The sequence below is a fragment of the Sodalis sp. RH24 genome (assembly GCF_047324145.1).
Taxonomy (GTDB): domain Bacteria; phylum Pseudomonadota; class Gammaproteobacteria; order Enterobacterales; family Enterobacteriaceae; genus Acerihabitans.
In genome coordinates, this window is sequence record NZ_CP178729.1 from 5,134,176 (window position 1) to 5,151,013 (window position 16,838).

Below are 16,838 nucleotides of genomic sequence, written 5' to 3' on the forward strand. Positions count from 1 at the left end.
ATAAACTGTATCACCATAAGGCAGGTTTTATAACGTATGAACCAAAGGTAAAGAATGAATCAAACGCTGATTTCAAGCCGTGCGGTCAAAGGTTGCATCGCGGCGGTATTGCTGGCTTGCGGTCCGGCGCACTCGACTGAATTGCTGAACAGCTCCTATGATGTGTCGCGCGAGCTGTTTGCGGCCCTGAACCCGGCGTTCGAGCAGCAGTGGCAAACGCAGCATCCCGGCGACACGCTGACCATTAAACAATCCCACGCCGGTTCCTCCAAACAGGCGCTGGCGATTTTGCAGGGCCTGAAAGCGGACGTGGTGACCTACAACCAGGTTACCGACGTGCAGATCCTGCACGACCGCGGCGATTTAATCCCGGCGAACTGGCAAAGCCGGCTGCCCAACAATAGCTCGCCGTTTTATTCCACCATGGCGTTCCTGGTGCGCAAGGGCAATCCCAAAAATATCCATGGCTGGAACAATCTGGTGCGCGACGACGTGAAGCTGGTGTTCCCCAACCCGAAAACCTCCGGCAACGGGCGTTATACCTATCTGGGCGCCTGGGGCGCCGCCAGCCTTGCGGACGGCGGCGACGAGGCGAAGACCCGCGCCTGGATGCAGAAATTCATCGCCAATGTCGAGGTTTTCGACACCGGCGGCCGCGGCGCCACCACCACCTTTGCCGAACGGGGCCAGGGAGACGTGCTGATCTCCTTTGAATCGGAAGTGAATAATATCCGTAACCAGTACGGCACCGACAACTATGAGGTCATCGTGCCCGCGGTGAATATCCTGGCGGAATTCCCGGTGGCCTGGGTGGATAAAAACGTCGAGAAAAACGGCACCCTCGAGGCGGCGAAAGCCTACCTGAATTACCTTTACAGCCCGGCGGCGCAGCAGGTCATCGCCAACTTCTATTACCGGGTCAATAATGACGCCATCATGACGGCGGCGAAGGATAAATTTCCGGCAATCACGCTGTTTCGGGTCGAGGACCAGTTCGGCGGCTGGCCGCAGGTTATGACCACCCATTTCGGCAATGGCGGCGAGCTGGATAAATTAATCGCGGCGGGACATCGTTGATGTTGGCCCTGCAAAGCAAACGCGTGCTGCCCGGTTTCGGCTTGAGCCTGGGCAGCAGTCTGCTGTTTGTCTGCCTGATTTTATTATTGCCGCTGAGCGCGCTGGTGATGCAGCTCGCGCAGATGAGCTGGCAGCAGTATTGGGAGGTGATCACCAGCCCGCAGCTGCTGGCGGCCTATAAGGTCACGCTGCTGTCGGCGGGCGTCGCCTCGCTGTTTAACGCCGCGTTCGGCATGCTGATGGCCTGGATCCTGACGCGCTATGATTTTCCCGGCCGCCGGCTGCTGGACGGATTGATGGATTTGCCCTTTGCCCTGCCCACGGCGGTGGCGGGCCTGACCCTGGCGACGCTGTTTTCCACCACCGGCTTCTACGGAGCCTGGCTGGCGCACTTCGGCATCAAGGTATCCTATACCTGGCTGGGCATTACCGTGGCGATGGCCTTTACCAGCATTCCGTTCGTGGTGCGCACGGTGCAGCCAGTGCTTGAGGAACTGGGCCCGGAATATGAAGAAGCGGCGCAAACCCTGGGCGCCAGCCGCTGGCAGTCGTTTCGCCGGGTGGTATTGCCGGAGGTGGCCCCGGCGCTGCTGGCCGGCGCCGCGCTGTCGTTTACCCGCAGCCTGGGCGAGTTCGGCGCGGTGATTTTTATCGCCGGCAATATCGCCTGGAAAACCGAGGTCACCTCGCTGATGATTTTCATCCGGCTGCAGGAGTTCGATTATCCCGCCGCCAGCGCCATCGCCTCGGTGATCCTGGCGGCGTCGCTGCTGCTGCTGTTCGCCATTAACGTCTTGCAATCGCGCTTTGGCAGGCGCCTGGGAGGTCACTGATGGCTGATATCTCCGCCTTTAACGGCGCGGAACGCGTGCGCACCGACTGGCTGAAATGGCTGTTAATCGGCACCGGCATGGTGATTTCACTGCTGTTTTTGGTGATCCCGATGGGCTACATTTTCGTCACCGCGCTGGCGGATGGCCTGGCGCCGGTTTGGCGCAACCTGAACGATTCGGACATGCTGCACGCCATCTGGCTGACGGTGCTGGTGGCGCTGATCGCCGTGCCGGTCAACGTGGTGTTCGGTACGCTGATGGCCTGGCTGGTGACCCGGTTTAACTTCCGCGGCCGGCAGCTACTGCTGACGCTGATGGATGTGCCGTTTGCGGTATCGCCGGTAGTGGCCGGCCTGCTGTATCTGCTGTTCTACGGATCCAACGGCCCGCTGGCCGGCTGGCTGGACACCCATAATATCCAGCTGATGTTTGCCTGGCCGGGCATGGTGCTGGTCACGGTGTTTGTCACGTGTCCGTTCGTGGTGCGCGAGCTGGTGCCGGTGATGCTAAGCCAGGGCAGCGACGAGGATGAGGCGGCGATTTTGCTCGGCGCCTCCGGCTGGCAGATGTTCCGCCGGGTGACGTTGCCCAATATCCGCTGGGCGTTATTGTACGGCGTCATCCTCACCAATGCGCGCACCATCGGCGAATTCGGCGCGGTGTCGGTGGTTTCCGGCTCGATTCGCGGCGAGACCTATACCTTACCGTTGCAGGTTGAATTGTTGCATCAGGATTACAACACCGTGGGCGCCTTTACCGCCGCCGCGCTGCTGACGCTGATGGCTATCGTTACATTATTCCTGAAGAGCGGTTTGCAGTGGCGCCTGGCGCGCCAGCAGGCGCATCTTCGGCAGGGGGAGCAGTGATGAGTATCGAAATCGACAATATCAGCAAATATTTCGACAGCACCAAGGTGCTGAACAATATCTCCCTTGATATTCCCACCGGCGAGATGGTGGCGCTGCTGGGACCGTCCGGTTCCGGCAAGACCACCCTGCTGCGCATTATCGCCGGTCTTGAGCACCATAACAGCGGCCATCTGCGTTTTGGCGGGCAGGATGTCAGCCAGCGTCATGCCCGCGATCGCCATGTTGGTTTCGTGTTCCAGCACTATGCGCTGTTTCGCCATATGACCGTGGCCGACAATATCGCCTTCGGCCTGACGGTATTGCCCAGGCGCGCGCGTCCCTCCGCCGCCGCCATCAAGCAGAAGGTGGCGCAACTGCTGGAGATGGTGCAGCTTGGCCACCTGGCCAACCGCTTCCCCTCGCAGCTTTCCGGCGGACAGAAACAGCGGGTGGCGCTGGCGCGCGCCCTGGCGGTGGAACCTGAAATCCTGCTACTCGACGAGCCCTTCGGCGCGCTGGATGCTCAGGTGCGCAAAGAACTGCGCCGCTGGCTGCGCCAGCTGCATGAAGAGCTGAAATTCACCAGCGTGTTTGTTACCCACGACCAGGAAGAAGCCATGGAAGTGGCCGACCGCGTGGTGGTGATGAGCCAGGGCAATATTGAGCAGGTCGGCACGCCGCAGGACGTCTGGCGCGAGCCGGCCACCCGTTTTGTGCTGGAGTTCATGGGCGAGGTAAACCGGCTGGATGGCGAAATCCGCGGGTCGCAGTTGTATATCGGCCAGTATCATTGGCCGCTGTACTATGCGCCCATCCACCAGGGCCACGTGGATCTGTTCCTGCGTCCCTGGGAAATGGAGATCGCCGATCAGCCCAGCGATCGTTGTCCGCTGCCGGTGCAGGTCATTGATATCAGCCCGCGCGGGCATTATTGGCAACTGCTGGTCCAGCCCGTCGGCTGGCACCAGGAGCCCCTGAGCGTGGTATTGCCCGGCGCGGGCGTGACGCCGCCGCGGCGCGGCGAGCGGTATTACCTCGGGGCGCAGAACGCCCGCCTGTATGTGGGCGATAAGGCGTTGCAACCCGTTGCTTTCGCTGAAAGCGCTTGATAAGTTCTTTACCTTACCCCTTCTCGCAACAGGCGGCCCGGCGGCCGCCTGTTTTATTATTGGAATAGCGACGTGACAACCCTTGAACAATGCATAGGCAATACCCCGTTGGTAACATTAAGCCGTATGGGGGCGGGGACCGGCAGCGAGATCCGGGTTAAGCTGGAAGGCAATAACCCGGCCGGCTCGGTCAAGGATCGCGCGGCGCTGGCGATGATAGCCCAGGCGGAGCGGCGTGGCGAAATCGCGCCGGGCGATAGGCTTATCGAAGCCACCAGCGGCAATACCGGCATTGCGCTGGCGATGATCGCCGCCATGAAGGGCTACCGGCTGCGGCTGCTGATGCCGGAGAACATGAGCATGGAGCGGCAGGCGGCGATGCGCGCCTATGGCGCCGAGCTGGTGCTGGTCAGCCGGGAGGAGGGGATGGAAGGCGCGCGCGACCGGGCGCAGGATATGGCGCGCTCAGGCGAGGGCAAGGTGCTCGACCAGTTTAATAATCCTGATAATACCTATGCCCACTTTTCCACCACCGGCCCGGAAATCTGGCGGCAAACCGCGGGCGGCATCACCCACTTTGTCTCGGCCATGGGCACCACCGGCACCATCACCGGCGTCGGCCAGTACCTGAAAAACCAGAACGGCGGCGTGCGCGTTATCGGGCTGCAGCCCGCCGAAGGCAGCGCTATCCCCGGCATACGCCGCTGGCCGCAGGCCTATCTGCCAGGCATATTCCGCCCGGAGGTGGTTGATGTGATCATGGATATCCACCAGCGGGAAGCCGAGGATACCATGCGTCAGCTGGCGCGCGAGGAGGGCATTTTCTGCGGCGTCAGCTCCGGCGGCGCGGTGGCTGGCGCGTTGCGCATTGCCCGCGAGGCGCCTGGCAGTCTGGTCGTGGCGATTATCTGCGATCGCGGCGACCGTTATCTTTCCACCGGCGTGTTTGACGCGGTCTGAACGACTTACCTGATTAGCGGTCTGCATAAGGGGATAATTCGCCTGCCCGGCGCGGTTTTATGCCATGCTTAGGCCTGATGAAGAGAGATGCCGCTGTTATGGAGAAAAATATGAAGATTTTGCTGGTTGACGACGATCAGGAACTGGGCAAGATGCTCAGTGAATACCTGAGCGCTGAAGGATTTACCACGTCGTTGGCCCTGACCGGAAAGGAAGGCGTCATCGGCGCGTTGTCCGGCGACTATACCGCCATGGTGCTGGATATCATGCTGCCGGATATGAGCGGTACCGATGTGCTGCGCCAGGTGCGCAAAAGCAGCCGTATCCCGATTATCATGCTTACCGCCAAAGGCGATAATATCGACCGGGTGATCGGGCTGGAAATGGGCGCCGACGACTATATGCCCAAACCCTGTTATCCACGCGAACTGGTGGCGCGGCTGCGCGCCGTGATGCGCCGGTTTGACGAGCAGCGCAGTGAACCGCCGGAATCGGGGGCGGTACGCTATGGCGAACTGACGCTCAACCCCGCCACCCGCTCCAGCCAGTGGCAGGGAGTGGCCTTTGACCTCACCGCCTCGGAGTTTAATTTACTGGAATTGCTGATGCGCACGCCGGATCGCGTGGTTTCGAAGGACGACCTGTCGGAAAAGGGATTGGGCCGTCGCCGCGAGGCCTACGATCGCAGCGTCGATGTCCATATCAGCAATATTCGCCAGAAATTATCCGTTTTGCCCGGCAGTAATCTGAGTATTGAAACCGTGCGCAGCATCGGTTACCGGATTCGCTAATGGCCAACCGGGGTCGTTTGTTCTGGAAGATACTGCTGGGATTCTGGCTGATTTTCCTGTTGATCACCCAACTGCTCTGGGTGGTGTTCTCCCTTTACGGCAGCCATCACGAGCCGCCCGAGGAAAATATCGCCCGCCGTATCGCCAACCTGCAGCTTGACTCCGCCGCGTCCGTACTGGCCAGCGGCGGGACACCGGCGTTCGAGGCCCTGCGCGCGGCATGGACGAGCACCGATCGGCAGTTCTTCTCCTTTGTCGCCGACGTCGCCGATCCGGTCGCGGACGATACCACCCGCTTCGGACCGCCCGACATCATCAGCCGGCGGGTTACCGCCGCCGACGGACGGCATTACCTGCTCAGTTACGATCTTCTCGGGCTGCGCCATGACGCGCACCAGGGACGCCGCGGCAGCATTTTGCATATGCCAAGCCCGTTGTTCTGGCTGGGCCTGACGGGCGGGCTGCTGTTCAGCATGCTGCTGGCCTGGAACCTGACCCGGCCGATGCTGATGCTGCGCAGGGCGTTTGAACGGGTATCCCGCGGCGATTTAAGCGTGCGCCTGCTGCCGGTGATGCGTCGGCGCCACGACGAAATTACCGACGTGGCCAAGGATTTCGACGCCATGGCCGAACGGTTGCAGGTGCTGGTCAGCGATCGCGAGGCGTTGCTGCATGACGTTTCCCATGAGCTGCGCTCGCCGCTGGCGCGCCTGCAGCTGGCCATCGGCCTGGCGCACCAAAATCCGAATAATGTTTCCGCATCCCTGGATCGCATCGAACATGAGGCGGGCCGTCTGGACCGGATGATTGGCGAGCTGCTGGCGCTCACCCGCGCCGAGCACCAGGGGTCTGCCGGCGAAGACTATTTTGATCTGTACGGGCTGGTGGAGGCGGTGGTCAACGACGCACGCTACGAGGCGCAGGTGCCCGGGGTGGAAATCGCGCTGAGCGCCGCCCAGCCGGAAGACTATACCGTGAAAGGCAATGCGGAAATGATGCGGCGCGCGGTGGAAAATATCGTGCGCAACGCCGTGCGTTTTTCCACCCACGGGCAACGCGTCAGCGTGACGCTGTCCCGGGTGGAGACTCAACTGGATATTACCGTTGCCGATCAGGGGCCGGGCGTGGAGGAGAGCAAGCTCTCGAGTATTTTCGATCCCTTCGTGCGCGTCAATTCGCCCTTGAACGGCAAGGGCTACGGCCTGGGCCTGGCCATCGCCCGCAAGGCGGTGCTGGCGCACGGCGGGCAGGTGGAAGCGTTTAACGGCGCCAGCGGCGGCCTGGTCATCCGTATCCGTATTCCTCACTGGGCCTGAACCCTGCGCGTGTTTAAGGGTGCAGATGGCGTAGCGTCGGGCCAGTTTTTTAGTCAACTGCGCGACAGGCTTGCGGGGGGGGACTTATGTTGCCGTAGTGAGGGTTTCGCTGACGCTTGCGGGTGAGGTTTATGTTGCCGCGGCGAGGGTTCCGTTTGTGGTTTGCGGGGCGGTTTATGTTGCCGTGGCGTGGGTTTCGCTTGCCGTGCGTGAGGTGTTCATAGGTATTGCCGGGCGCCGGCAAGCGACAAAGAGGCCGTACCGCGACGGCCTCCTTGACCTCCGCGCGTCCGGCAGATCGTGCGCCGCTGCGCGGTGCCCGGCATCACCCATCCCGGCTTTTGGACCGCCCGATATGCGCTCCCGGCGCAATCCGGGCTTTCGCCGCTCCCGGCGGCTCATCCAGCCGTGATGCGCGCCGCCGGCGCACTCTATGCCGGCACCACGTCAACACCATCGCCTGTGAGTAAAATAGCGTTTTTGGGTTTCTTGCGGCATGCACTTACCGGGAAAAATATCAGCATCCATTTTGGCCCAGAGTCTACCCGCTGATGGCCGAAAGTGTAATGCTTACTATTAAAGCTTAAAGTTGAATGATAAACACTTTACTGCCTAACTGCCTAACTGCCTAACTGCCTAACTGCCTAACTGCCTAACTGCCTAACTGCTAAGAGCATGCCTGTATGACCTGTCTTTTGCTCTACCAACTGCATCTATAACGGTCAATCGTCTGCCGACGCCAGACCTTATCCCAGGCAACAGCGTCGCGATCGCTTCATAGGCTGCAGGCGAACAGCGACATGTGGACCGGCATAAAGCGCGCTGACGGCGCCAGTGGCCCCGGCATGAGCCGCCGGGAGCGGCGAAAGGCCCGGTGGCGCCGGGAGCGCTAACCGGGCCGGTGCATAACGGGGACATGGGCGGCGGAAGGCATCGCGCAGCGACGCGCGACCTGCCGGGCGCGCGGAGGTCAAGGAGGCCGTCGCGGTACGGCCTCTTTGTCGCTTGCCGGCGCCCGGCATTGCATATAACCACCGCACGCACGGCAAGCGAAACCCACGCCACGGCAACATAAACCTTACCGCAGCGGCATAAACCTTACCGCAGCAGCATAAACCTTACCGCAGCGGCATAACCCTCGCCGCAGCGACATTCACTTGCACAGAACCTAAAGACCACCTCAGTCCCATGGCGCGACGGACCCCATGATCACCGGCCGCAATACAGACGTGTTAAAGGCAAATCATGGCAACACCGGGTTCAGCAAAGAGAAACGGCACCCGCTGGGGTGCCGTTTGCGCCGGACGATAACACATCCTGGCTGGGACTGGGTTGCCTGGTATTATTTCTTTATACGAATAATGGGTGTTTCGCCTACAACAACACTGCCGGTCAGCTTAATCAGTTCCTTGATCTCATCCATATTGGAGATCACGACCGGAGTCAAGGTGGATTTGGCTTTCTCTTCCAATAACGGCAGATCAAACTCAATCACGACGTCGCCTTTCTTGACGCGCTGACCTTCCTGTGCGATACGCTTAAAGCCCTCGCCCTTCAGCTCGACGGTATCGATGCCGAAATGGACAAAAAGCTCGATCCCGTTATCGGATTCGATGGAAAAAGCATGGTTGGTTTCAAAAATTTTCCCAATGGTGCCGTCAACCGGTGCCACCATTTTGTTACCGCTGGGTTTAATGGCAATGCCGTCGCCCACGATCTTTTCGGCAAAAACGACATCAGGCACATCTTCAATGTTAACAATTTCACCTGAAAGGGGTGCAACTATTTCTATGCTTCCCATGTCTTTCTTATCATCGGAAACCAGAGATTTCAGTTTATCGAACAAACCCATGATCTTCTCCTAAGCATTTATAGCGGGTCAGCGTCGTGAAATCAGCAGAGCGTTTTTTCTTCAATGAATTTGTTTATCAGATTCATCAACTCGTCCGCGGTCGGTTGAGCTAAAGCTTCCTCTGCTAACGCCTTTGCATCGCCAAAATTCGTATTACGAATAATTTTCTTGATGCGCGGGATAGAGATAGCACTCATGCTGAATTCATCCAGTCCCATCCCTAATAACAGTAGTGTAGCACGTTCATCACCTGCCAGCTCGCCACACATACCAGTCCATTTACCTTCCGCGTGAGATGCGTCAATAACCTGTTTAATCAGCGTCAACACCGCCGGTGACATGGGGTTGTAGAGATGCGAAATTAACTCGTTACCGCGATCCACCGCCAGAGTATACTGAGTTAAATCGTTTGTCCCAATACTAAAGAAATCAACTTCTTTCGCCAGATGATGGGCAATGGTCGCGGCGGCCGGTGTTTCCACCATCACGCCCACTTCGATAGACTCGTCGAAGGATTTCCCTTCCTCGCGCAACTGGGCTTTCAGCAGGTCCAGCTCCACCTTCAGTTCGCGCACTTCTTCCACCGAGATAATCATCGGGTACATGATGCGCAGCTTGCCGAAGGACGACGCCCGCAGAATGGCGCGCAGCTGCGCGTGCAGCATTTCCTTGCGATCCAGGCCGATGCGGATGGCGCGCCAGCCCAGGAACGGATTGTCTTCTTTCGGCAGGTTCATATAAGGCAAATCTTTATCGCCGCCGATATCCATGGTGCGCACGATAATGGAACCGGTGCTGAGGGATTCCGCCACGGCTTTATAGGCCTGGAACTGTTCTTCCTCGGTCGGCAGGGAGTCGCGATCCATAAACAGGAACTCGGTGCGATACAGGCCCACGCCTTCGGCGCCGTTGCGCTCGGCGCCCGCGACGTCGCGCACCGTGCCGATATTGGCGCACACTTCGACCTGATGGCCGTCAAGGGTAATGGCCGGCAGGTCCTTCAGCTTGGCCAGCTCGGTCTTTTCCAGCACGTACTGGCTGTGCAGCGCCTTGAGTTCTTCGATTTGCTGCGGCGTCGGATTGACATACACCTGGTTGTTGACGGCATCAAGAATCAGATAATCGCCATTAACCACGCTTTTAGTGACGTTGCCGGTGCCCACGATGGCCGGCAGTTCCAGGGAACGGGCCATAATGGACGTATGGGAGGTGCGCCCGCCCAGATCGGTGACAAACCCCAGCACCTTGTCAAGATTGAGCTGCGCCGTCTCTGAGGGCGTCAGATCGGTTGCCACCAGCACCACTTCTTCGGCGATGGCGCTTAAATCGATGATGGGCATGCCGAGAATGTTGCGCAGCAGCCGCTTGCCGATATCGCGCACGTCAGTGGCGCGTTCCTTCAGATATTCGTCGTCAAGCTCTTCCAGCGCCTTGGCCTGGGTCTCGATAACGTTGTAAACGGCGGCGTCCGCCGTCGCCAGGTCTTCTTTGATAAGGGCTATGATATCCTGCTCAAGCTCTTCGTCTTCCAATAACATGATATGGCCTTCGAAGATTGCTTCCTTTTCTTCACCGAAGGTTTCGCCAGCTTTGGTTTTGATCGCTTCCAGCTGCGCGGATGCTTTGGTACGTCCAGCCAGAAAACGCTCGATTTCCTGCTCAACCTGGTTGGCAGAAATCTTTTTCCGGTTGATGACGATGTCATCTTCCTTTAGTAAGAGCGCTTTACCAAAGGCGATGCCCGGTGATGCTAAAATGCCTGAAATCATAACCCTACCTTACTCACTCGTGACTCGCGTTAACGTAAAAAAACGGGCCTGGATTACTCAAGCTCTGCCATCAGTTTAACCAGATGTTCCACAGCTTTTTGCTCGTCTTCCCCTTCGGCGATAATGGCGACCACGGTACCCTGGGTCAGGCCCAGCGTTTGCAGTTTGAACAGGCTTTTTGCGCTGGCGCTTTTACCGTTGGAGCTTACGGTGATATCGGAAACGAAGCCTTTGGCTTCCTTGACAAACTGAGCGGCAGGGCGGGTATGCAGACCATTAGGTGCGGTAATCGTGACTTCTTGCTGGAACATTATGTTTCCCCAACTTATTAGATGATATCAGTGTTGTGGGGCTAAAGTTTAGCTTAAAACATGGACTTTAGCCTATATGGTTAGTGCCTGAGTATGTTACAAAGACAAAGATGTATGCGAGCAAAAAACGGTATAAAAGCATTTCTGGCTAACGCTTATGAAAGCTGTGATACGCCGTTGTGCCATTTACCATTATGCCGCTTTTGCGCCAAAATCCATAGGGCGTTAATCGATTCAGCTAGCAGAACAATTAATAGCCTGATTAATTTCATACATCGAAATAATTGTCTGCTTAAATACAAGACAGAGCCAACAAAATCAATTATGCAGGGGGCAAAAATTTGATCTACTCCACAAAAAAGCACCCGGCAGGGTGCTTTTTGGGGTAGAAGCGCACATAAGCGACGATGGATTTTACTGCTGCAACTCTTTTTCGGTAAACACATCGGCAAACAGCGCGGTGCTGAGATAACGCTCGCCGGAAGAGGGCAGTACCACGACAATGGTCTTGTCGGCGAAGGCCGCGTCTTCCTGTAATTTCAGCGCGGCGGCAACCGCGGCGCCGGAGGAAATGCCGGCGAGAATGCCTTCTTCTTCCATCAGGCGGCGGGCGGTGGCGATGGCCTCGTCGTTGGTGATCTTCACCACGCGGTCAATCAGGCTCAAATCCAGGTTTTCCGGGATAAAACCGGCGCCGATGCCCTGAATTTTATGTGGGCCGGGCTTGATTTCTTCACCGGCCAGCGCCTGGGTGATCACCGGCGAGTCCGTGGGTTCAACCGCCACCGAAATAACCGCTTTTCCCTTGGTCTTTTTCAGATAACGGCTCACCCCGGTCAGGGTGCCGCCGGTGCCGACGCCGGCGATGAAGACGTCGACATCGCCATCGGTATCTTCCCAGATTTCCGGGCCGGTGGTCTGTTCATGGATGGCCGGGTTGGCCGGATTGCTGAACTGTTGCAGCATCAGGTAACGCTTGGGATCGGTGGCCACGATCTCTTCCGCCTTGGCGATGGCGCCCTTCATGCCTTTCGGCCCTTCGGTGAGCACCAGGCTGGCGCCCAACGCCTTGAGCAGCTTACGGCGTTCGGTGCTCATGGTTTCCGGCATGGTCAGGGTCAGCTTATAGCCCCGCGCCGCCGCGACATAGGCCAGGGCGATGCCGGTGTTGCCGCTGGTGGGTTCCACCAGTTCAACGCCGGGTTTGAGCACGCCGCGTTTTTCCGCGTCCCAAATCATATTGGCGCCGATGCGGCATTTCACGCTGAAGCTCGGATTACGGGATTCCACTTTCGCCAGAATACGACCATTGCCGATGCGGTTTAAGCGGACAAGGGGCGTATGGCCGATGGTGTAGGAATTGTCTTCGTAAATATTGCTCATGGCCGGTCCTTTACTGTAAGTGCAAATTAGGGGAATGATTACCAAAGCATACCCTTTCGCATGGCCGACGGAAGTAAAAGAATAGTATATCGATATGTTATTAAGACATAAGTTTTAAGAACGTACCGCCGGGGGGCGGGCCATTACCCCATAGGCACCGGCGCCGCGAAATCGGTACGATACCTGTCGACCCACATCGCCGTGGCGCCGCATACCGCCACCGGCATAATCACCAGATTAAGCAAGGGGATTACGGTACAAATATAGACCAGGGCACCGAACTGCAGGTTCTGGGCTTTGTGTCGCGCCAATGCGCGGCGCATGGCGATAAAAGGCACTTTGTGATTATCGAAGGGATAATCGCTGTACTGGATGGCCATCATCCAGGCGCCGAACAAAAACCACAGCACCGGCGCCACGGTCTGGCCGAAGGCCGGTATCAGGTGCAACAGCAGCAGCGCCAGCGCCCGCGGCAAGTAGTACGCCAGTTTAAGCCATTCGCGGTGCAGGATGCGCGGCGTATCCCGGACCATGGCCATGACCCCGCTGTCGGGCAGGGTATGACCGGTGAGACGCGCTTCCAGCTGTTCGGCGAGCAAACCGCAGAACGGCGCGGCAATCCAGTTGGCGACGGTGCTGAAAAAATAGCTGAATATCAGCAGCACCGCCAGGACGCACAGCGGCCATAACAAATAGCCCAGCCATTGCATCCAGGCGGGGATATGTTCCATCAGCCTGGGGATCCAGATATTCAGACGTGTGTACAGCCACCAGAACGCGCCGCCGAGCAGCACGATATTCATGATAAGCGGCAGTACAACGTAGCGTTTGATGCCCGGCAGCATGATTAAATGCCAGCCGCGGACAAAATAATGGCAACCGCTGCGGGATTTTGTATCGTTAAACATTTTTTTCGACCATTTTTTATACGGAGAAAAAGGAAAACGGACGCATCGGCTACGCCAGTATTTTGTCGTTTTAGCACTTTTGGTTGAAAAAACAGCAAAAAACTGTGCTGATGCTATCTTTATTGTCAGAAAGTACCGCGCGGACTTGCACTTGTCTACGCAGGCAAATAGAGTTAACAGAGTAAATGTTTGCCGCCGTGGCAATGAATTAGAACAACTGAGATGGCAATGATGCAGGATTTGCGTCTGATATTAATCGTTGTTGGTGCGATCGCTATCATAGCGTTGCTCTTGCACGGCCTGTGGACCAGCCGTAAAGAACGCTCATCGGTTTTCCGCGATCGCCCGGTTAAACGACTGAAACAAGACCGACAGGATCAGGACGAGCCTCCGCTGGAAGAGCGTGATGAAGGTGTGGGCGAAGTCAGGGTAACCAAGGTCCGTGCCGACGACGAGCCCGCGTTTGGGCGCTATGACACGCAGGAACCCGAGATTCGCGTCCCGGGAGGACATGCGCGTGGACCGCGTTCGCAGCAGGAACCGGGTTTCGGCAATAAGTCCGCAACCCATGCGCGCAATAACTTCGATCCCCTGCTCGATGATGTCGACGCCGACAGCGAGGCGGAAGAAGCGGAAGACGAGCTCGCGCCGCCCGCTCCGGCGCCGCGGATGAAGACCTCATTTTTCAAAAAACGCCAGCAGGCCGTGTTGCCGGACGAGCCGCCTCCGGCTCCCGCGCCGTCCCGTCCCCGTGAGGAAACGCGCGGCGACGCGCCAAGGGACGCCGACCCTCAGCCGGCCCAGCCGGCCAAGCGCCGGGAGACCGTGCTGGTCCTGCACGTCGCGGCCCACAACGGCACCGTCATCGGTGGCGAGGAACTGCTGCAAAGCGTGCTGCAGGCCGGCTTCCAGTTTGGCGAAATGAATATCTTCCATCGTCACCTGAATCCCGCGGGCAGCGGCCCGGTGCTGTTCAGCCTGGCGAACATGGTCAAACCCGGATCCTTTGATCCCGAGGAAATGGCGGCCTTCACCACCCCGGGCGTCTCTATGTTCATGATGGTACCCTCCTATGGCGACGCGCATCAGAATTTCAAACTGATGCTGCAATCGGCGCAGCGTATCGCGGACGATTGCGGCGGCGTGGTGCTGGATGATGAACGCCGGATGTTAACGCCCCAGAAGCTGGATATCTACAAGGCGCGCATTCGCGACGTGCTTGATGTTAACGCCAGCGCCTGACGCCAACGGCTGTTGCGCCTGATTTTCACGCCCCCCGCTTGCGGGGGGTTTTTCGCTGATGGTGAGCAATGGAACCAATCAATCAACAAATAGACGCCCTGCGCGCCCTGCTGCGCCGTTATGAATATTTTTATCATGTGATGGATGAGCCGCAGGTGCCGGATGCCGAATACGATCGGCTGATGGCGCAGCTGCGCGAGCTGGAAGCGCAGCATCCTGAACTGCTTACCGCGGATTCCCCCACCCAGCGCGTCGGCGGCGCGCCGCTGACCGTCTTTCACCAGATTCGCCATGAAGTGCCGATGCTGTCGCTGGATAACGTGTTTGACGAAGACGGTTTTCTGGCGTTTGACAAGCGGGTGCGCGATCGCCTGAGAAGCGACGACGACCTGGTGTTCTGCTGCGAGCTGAAGCTCGACGGCCTGGCGGTCAGCCTGCTGTATGAAGACGGCCGGCTGGCACGCGCCGCCACCCGCGGCGACGGCACCACCGGCGAAGACATCACCGCCAACGTGCGCACCATCCGCACCATCCCCCTGCGGCTACAGGACGGCGACGGACCCCATCCCCAACGGCTGGAAATCCGCGGCGAAGTGTTTATGTCCGAGGCCGGTTTCCAGCGGCTGAACGACGACGCCAAACGCGAGGGCGGCAAAGTGTTCGCCAATCCGCGCAACGCCGCCGCCGGCTCGCTGCGTCAATTGGATCCGGCCATCACCGCCAAACGGCCGCTGACCTTTTTCGCTTACGGCGTCGGCCTGCTGGAAGGCGGCGAGCTGCCCGCCAGCCATTGGCAACGCTTGCAGCTGTTTAAATCCTGGGGCGTGCCGGTCAGCAACCGTATTAGGTTGTGTACCGGCGCCGAACAGGTGCTGGAATTCTATCGCCATGTCCAGGAACAGCGCGCCAGCCTGGGCTTTGATATCGACGGCGTGGTGATCAAGGTCGATTCCCTGGCGCTGCAGCAGCGGCTGGGTTTTGTCGCCCGCGCGCCGCGCTGGGCCATCGCCTATAAATTTCCGGCGCAGGAGCAGATGACGCGGGTGCGGGACGTCGAGTTCCAGGTGGGCCGTACCGGGGCGGTAACGCCGGTGGCCCGTCTGGAGCCGGTGCTGGTGTCGGGCGCCATGGTCAGCAACGCCACCTTGCACAATGCCGATGAAATCGAGCGACTGGGGTTGAAAATCGGCGATACGGTGATTATCCGCCGCGCCGGCGACGTGATCCCCCAGGTGGTGGGCGTGGTGCTGGAGCGACGCCCCGGCGATGCCCGGCCGATCGCCTTTCCCACCCATTGCCCGGTGTGCGGCTCCGACGTCGAGCGGGTGGAAGGCGAAGCCGTGGTGCGCTGTACCGCCGGCCTGGTCTGCGGCGCCCAGCGCAAAGAGGCGCTGAAGCATTTTGTGTCGCGCCGGGCGCTGGATGTGGACGGCATGGGCGATAAAATCATCGATCAGCTGGTCGAGCGCGAGCTGGTCAAGACGCCCGCCGATCTGTTCCGCCTGAATAAGGACATCCTGGCCCGTCTTGATCGCATGGGGCCGAAGTCGGCGCAAAATCTGCTGACGGCCCTGGAGACCGCCAAACAAACCACGTTTGCCCGTTTTCTGTATGCCCTGGGCATTCGCGAAGTGGGGGAGGCCACCGCCGCCAACCTGGCGGCGGAATTCAAAACCCTGGATGCGCTGTACGCCGCCGATATTGACGCGCTGGTGAGCGTGCAGGATATTGGTAAAGTGGTGGCCGCCCATGTGCGCAACTTTTTTGACGAGCAGCACAACCTGGATGTTATCGCCGAGCTGGTCAGCCCCGCCATCGGCATCCACTGGCCGGAGCCGGTGGCGGCGCCCGCCGAAGACAATAACCCGTTCGCCGGCAAGACCATCGTGCTGACCGGCTCGTTAACCGGGCTTTCCCGCGACGAGGCCAAGGACCGCCTGGTGGCCCTTGGCGCCAAGGTCAGCGGCAGCGTGTCGGCCAAGACCAATCTGGTGATTGCGGGCGAGGCGGCCGGTTCCAAGCTGACCAAGGCGCAGCAGCTCAATATTCCGGTAATAGATGAGGCGGAAATGATGCGCCTGCTGGGCGAGTGACACCGATCCCGGCCCAAGAGGAGTCAATCATGGAGAAAGAAGATCTGGTGGCCATCGCCAATACCGAAATGCCGTTCGGCAAATATCAGGGGCGGGCGCTTATCGATCTGCCCGAGCCTTATCTGCTGTGGTTTGCCCGTAAAGGTGAATTCCCCCAGGGCCGGCTGGGGGAACTGATGTCGATTACGCTCGCCATTAAAATCGAGGGGCTTGAGGGGCTTATCAAGCCGCTTAAGCAAAAAAAATGAACTAATATCGTCGAGAATACAAAATATGCCTTAAGTTAGAGTAATTATTTGGGGACTATATTTATAACATTTGTGTATTGTTGACACCTGAGCTGCGC

Annotated in this window: 15 protein-coding genes; 10 read left to right on the forward strand and 5 right to left on the reverse strand. The window is 58.7% G+C overall.

The features are described 5' to 3' along the window. Positions 1-54: 54 nt before the first annotated feature. The 7 genes from ACL2XG_RS23350 to ACL2XG_RS23380 all read left to right on the forward strand — a co-directional run bounded on the left by ACL2XG_RS23350 (position 55) and on the right by ACL2XG_RS23380 (position 6,934). Positions 55-1,077: a sulfate ABC transporter substrate-binding protein gene (locus tag ACL2XG_RS23350; RefSeq protein ID WP_413723385.1), complete on the forward strand. Its 1,023-nt coding sequence runs from the start codon at positions 55-57 to the stop codon at positions 1,075-1,077. Next, complete coding sequence (cysT, locus tag ACL2XG_RS23355; protein WP_410014108.1) at positions 1,077-1,910, forward strand: sulfate/thiosulfate ABC transporter permease CysT; 834 nt, start codon at positions 1,077-1,079, stop codon at positions 1,908-1,910. Before ACL2XG_RS23350 ends, cysT begins: the two co-directional genes overlap by 1 nt. Further along, on the forward strand, positions 1,910-2,776 hold the full coding sequence (gene cysW, locus ACL2XG_RS23360) for a sulfate/thiosulfate ABC transporter permease CysW (RefSeq protein WP_410014109.1): 867 nt from the start codon (positions 1,910-1,912) through the stop codon (positions 2,774-2,776). Before cysT ends, cysW begins: the two co-directional genes overlap by 1 nt. Further along, positions 2,776-3,867, forward strand: a complete 1,092-nt coding sequence (cysA, locus tag ACL2XG_RS23365) for a sulfate/thiosulfate ABC transporter ATP-binding protein CysA (protein ID WP_410014110.1) — start codon at positions 2,776-2,778, stop codon at positions 3,865-3,867. The genes cysW and cysA overlap by 1 nt, the downstream gene beginning before the upstream one ends. A 72-nt stretch (positions 3,868-3,939) precedes the next feature. Then, complete coding sequence (gene cysM, locus ACL2XG_RS23370) at positions 3,940-4,827, forward strand: cysteine synthase CysM (RefSeq protein ID WP_413723384.1); 888 nt, start codon at positions 3,940-3,942, stop codon at positions 4,825-4,827. Between the two features lie 110 nt (positions 4,828-4,937). Beyond that, on the forward strand, positions 4,938-5,618 hold the full coding sequence (locus ACL2XG_RS23375) for a response regulator transcription factor (protein ID WP_410014112.1): 681 nt from the start codon (positions 4,938-4,940) through the stop codon (positions 5,616-5,618). Next, entirely contained in the window at positions 5,618-6,934 is a 1,317-nt protein-coding gene (locus ACL2XG_RS23380; protein ID WP_410014113.1) for an ATP-binding protein, read from the forward strand. Before ACL2XG_RS23375 ends, ACL2XG_RS23380 begins: the two co-directional genes overlap by 1 nt. A gap of 1,342 nt (positions 6,935-8,276) precedes the next feature. Here the strand turns inward: ACL2XG_RS23380 and crr are convergent. The 5 genes from crr to cysZ form a co-directional block, all read right to left on the reverse strand. Further along, the gene (gene crr, locus ACL2XG_RS23385) at positions 8,277-8,786 is read right to left on the reverse strand and encodes a PTS glucose transporter subunit IIA (RefSeq protein WP_413723383.1); all 510 of its coding nucleotides are present in this window, start codon (positions 8,784-8,786) and stop codon (positions 8,277-8,279) included. Between the two features lie 41 nt (positions 8,787-8,827). Further along, entirely contained in the window at positions 8,828-10,555 is a 1,728-nt protein-coding gene (ptsI, locus tag ACL2XG_RS23390) for a phosphoenolpyruvate-protein phosphotransferase PtsI (RefSeq protein ID WP_410014114.1), read from the reverse strand. 53 nt (positions 10,556-10,608) lie between these two features. Continuing rightward, positions 10,609-10,866: a phosphocarrier protein Hpr gene (ptsH, locus tag ACL2XG_RS23395; RefSeq protein ID WP_162368145.1), complete on the reverse strand. Its 258-nt coding sequence runs from the start codon at positions 10,864-10,866 to the stop codon at positions 10,609-10,611. A gap of 414 nt (positions 10,867-11,280) precedes the next feature. Next, entirely contained in the window at positions 11,281-12,249 is a 969-nt protein-coding gene (gene cysK / locus ACL2XG_RS23400) for a cysteine synthase A (RefSeq protein ID WP_410014115.1), read from the reverse strand. 143 nt (positions 12,250-12,392) lie between these two features. After that, on the reverse strand, positions 12,393-13,157 hold the full coding sequence (gene cysZ, locus ACL2XG_RS23405) for a sulfate transporter CysZ (protein ID WP_413723382.1): 765 nt from the start codon (positions 13,155-13,157) through the stop codon (positions 12,393-12,395). A 228-nt stretch (positions 13,158-13,385) separates the two neighbouring features. On the opposite strand from cysZ, the gene zipA reads away from it, so the two are divergent. From zipA to ACL2XG_RS23420, 3 genes are all read left to right on the forward strand, one after another. Further along, entirely contained in the window at positions 13,386-14,399 is a 1,014-nt protein-coding gene (zipA, locus tag ACL2XG_RS23410; protein ID WP_413723381.1) for a cell division protein ZipA, read from the forward strand. A 68-nt stretch (positions 14,400-14,467) separates the two neighbouring features. Then, a complete protein-coding gene (gene ligA / locus ACL2XG_RS23415) occupies positions 14,468-16,492 on the forward strand; it encodes an NAD-dependent DNA ligase LigA (protein ID WP_413723380.1) in 2,025 nt (674 codons plus the stop codon). A gap of 29 nt (positions 16,493-16,521) precedes the next feature. Continuing rightward, on the forward strand, positions 16,522-16,740 hold the full coding sequence (locus ACL2XG_RS23420; protein ID WP_331120350.1) for a DUF3820 family protein: 219 nt from the start codon (positions 16,522-16,524) through the stop codon (positions 16,738-16,740). The last annotated feature ends 98 nt before the right edge of the window (positions 16,741-16,838 follow it).

Coding starts and splice junctions, on each gene's coding strand:
- ligA (WP_413723380.1), top strand. CDS start 14,468: ATGGAACCAATCAATCAACAAATAGACGCCCTGCGCGCCCTGCTGCGC.
- cysT (WP_410014108.1), top strand. CDS start 1,077: ATGTTGGCCCTGCAAAGCAAACGCGTGCTGCCCGGTTTCGGCTTGAGC.
- ptsI (WP_410014114.1), bottom strand. CDS start 10,555: ATGATTTCAGGCATTTTAGCATCACCGGGCATCGCCTTTGGTAAAGCG.
- cysA (WP_410014110.1), top strand. CDS start 2,776: ATGAGTATCGAAATCGACAATATCAGCAAATATTTCGACAGCACCAAG.
- ACL2XG_RS23375 (WP_410014112.1), top strand. CDS start 4,938: ATGAAGATTTTGCTGGTTGACGACGATCAGGAACTGGGCAAGATGCTC.
- ACL2XG_RS23380 (WP_410014113.1), top strand. CDS start 5,618: ATGGCCAACCGGGGTCGTTTGTTCTGGAAGATACTGCTGGGATTCTGG.
- ptsH (WP_162368145.1), bottom strand. CDS start 10,866: ATGTTCCAGCAAGAAGTCACGATTACCGCACCTAATGGTCTGCATACC.
- ACL2XG_RS23350 (WP_413723385.1), top strand. CDS start 55: ATGAATCAAACGCTGATTTCAAGCCGTGCGGTCAAAGGTTGCATCGCG.
- cysK (WP_410014115.1), bottom strand. CDS start 12,249: ATGAGCAATATTTACGAAGACAATTCCTACACCATCGGCCATACGCCC.
- ACL2XG_RS23420 (WP_331120350.1), top strand. CDS start 16,522: ATGGAGAAAGAAGATCTGGTGGCCATCGCCAATACCGAAATGCCGTTC.
- cysZ (WP_413723382.1), bottom strand. CDS start 13,157: ATGTTTAACGATACAAAATCCCGCAGCGGTTGCCATTATTTTGTCCGC.
- crr (WP_413723383.1), bottom strand. CDS start 8,786: ATGGGTTTGTTCGATAAACTGAAATCTCTGGTTTCCGATGATAAGAAA.
- zipA (WP_413723381.1), top strand. CDS start 13,386: ATGATGCAGGATTTGCGTCTGATATTAATCGTTGTTGGTGCGATCGCT.
- cysW (WP_410014109.1), top strand. CDS start 1,910: ATGGCTGATATCTCCGCCTTTAACGGCGCGGAACGCGTGCGCACCGAC.